The sequence below is a fragment of the Halomonas elongata genome (assembly GCF_029081005.1).
GTDB classification, from domain to species: domain Bacteria; phylum Pseudomonadota; class Gammaproteobacteria; order Pseudomonadales; family Halomonadaceae; genus Halomonas; species Halomonas elongata_B.
Genome location: NZ_JAJQTQ010000057.1, coordinates 1 through 1,620, shown reverse-complemented (window position 1 = coordinate 1,620; position 1,620 = coordinate 1). Strand labels below are relative to the sequence as shown.

Annotated in this window: 1 protein-coding gene; it reads left to right on the top strand. The window is 69.4% G+C overall.

Annotated features, from left to right (window positions below):
* A partial coding sequence (locus LU493_RS19390) for an FAD-linked oxidase C-terminal domain-containing protein (protein WP_275289450.1) occupies nt 1-1,620 on the top strand: 1,620 nt, incomplete at both ends.

Below are 1,620 nucleotides of genomic sequence, written 5' to 3'. Positions count from 1 at the left end.
GACCCGCGATCACGTCCTCGAGCTCGACAGCGTGCTGCTCGGCGGCGAGCGCCTGGTCACCCGGCCGGTCGACGAGGATGAGCTCGAGGTGCTATGCCGACGCGACGACGCCGTGGGCCGGGTGCATCGCGAGGCCCGCGCGATCATCGACACCGAGCGCGAGCGCATCCGCGACACCTTCCCGCCGCTCAACCGCTGCCTGACCGGCTACGACCTGGCCCACTTGAGAACGGCGGAAGGCAAATTCGACCTCAACAGCGTGCTGTGCGGCGCCGAAGGCTCGCTGGCCTTCACCAGCGAGGCGGTACTCAACGTGCTGCCGATTCCCAAGCACTCGACCCTGGTCAATGTGCGCTACGCCGGCTTCATGGATGCCCTGCGCGACGCCAAGGCGCTGATGGCCAGCTCCGCCGCGCCCACCTCCATCGAGACCGTGGACAGCAAGGTGCTGGGCCTGGCCAGGCAGGACGTGGTGTGGGACAACGTCGCCGAATTCTTCCCGGAAGACGACACCCCCGCGGAAGGTATCAACCTGGTCGAATTCAACGACGACGATCCCGAACGCCTCGCCGCGCGGGTCGATGCCTTCTGCGACCATCTCGCCCACGACACCAGCGTCTCTCGACTGGGCCGGATCCTGGCCGAGGGGCGTGCGGCCATCCAGCGCGTCTACGCCATGCGCAAGCGCGCCGTGGGCCTGCTCGGCAACGTCCAGGGCGAGAAGCGGCCGATCCCCTTCGTCGAGGACACCGCGGTGCCCCCGGAGCACCTGGCCGACTATATCGCCGAGTTCCGCGCCCTGCTCGACGCCCACGACCTGGACTACGGCATGTTCGGCCACGTCGACGCCGGGGTGCTGCACGTACGCCCGGCCATCGACATGAAAGACCCGGCCCAGGAACGCCTGATCCGCGAGCTCTCCGACGCGGTCGCCGCGCTGACCCGACGCTACGGTGGCCTGCTGTGGGGCGAGCACGGCAAGGGCGTGCGCTCCGAGTACGCCCCGGCCTTCTTCGGGCCGCTCTACCCGAGCCTGCAGCGCCTCAAGGCGGCCTTCGATCCGCGCAACCAGCTCAATCCGGGCAAGATCGCCACGCCGCTTTCCATCCCGCCCGAAGCTGCGGGAAGGGCACAGGATCCGGCTTCCGAACAGGCAGTACCGGCCGATGACGAGCAGGCCGTGAAATGGGTCGATCCGGGCCTGCTGACCATCGACGGGGTGCCGACCCGCGGCCAGCTCGATCGCCGGATCGATACGCGGGTCTGGCAGGCCCACGCCGACGCCGTTCACTGCAACGGCAACGGTGCCTGCTACAACTACGACCCCGATGACGCCATGTGCCCGTCGTGGAAGGCCACCCGCCAGCGCATCCATTCGCCCAAGGGCCGCGCCAGCCTGATGCGCGAATGGCTGCGTCGCCAGGGCGAGGCGGGCGTCGACGTGGTCGAGACAGCGGATCGCCAGCGGGCCGCGGGGGCCTGGGGCGCCATCCAGGCCTTTCCCGGCAAGCTCAGGAATACGCTGGCCCGGCGGCGCGGCGAAGAGGACTTCTCCCACCAGGTCTACGACGCCATGGCCGGCTGCCTGGCCTGCAAGTCCTGCGCCAGCCAGTGCCCGGT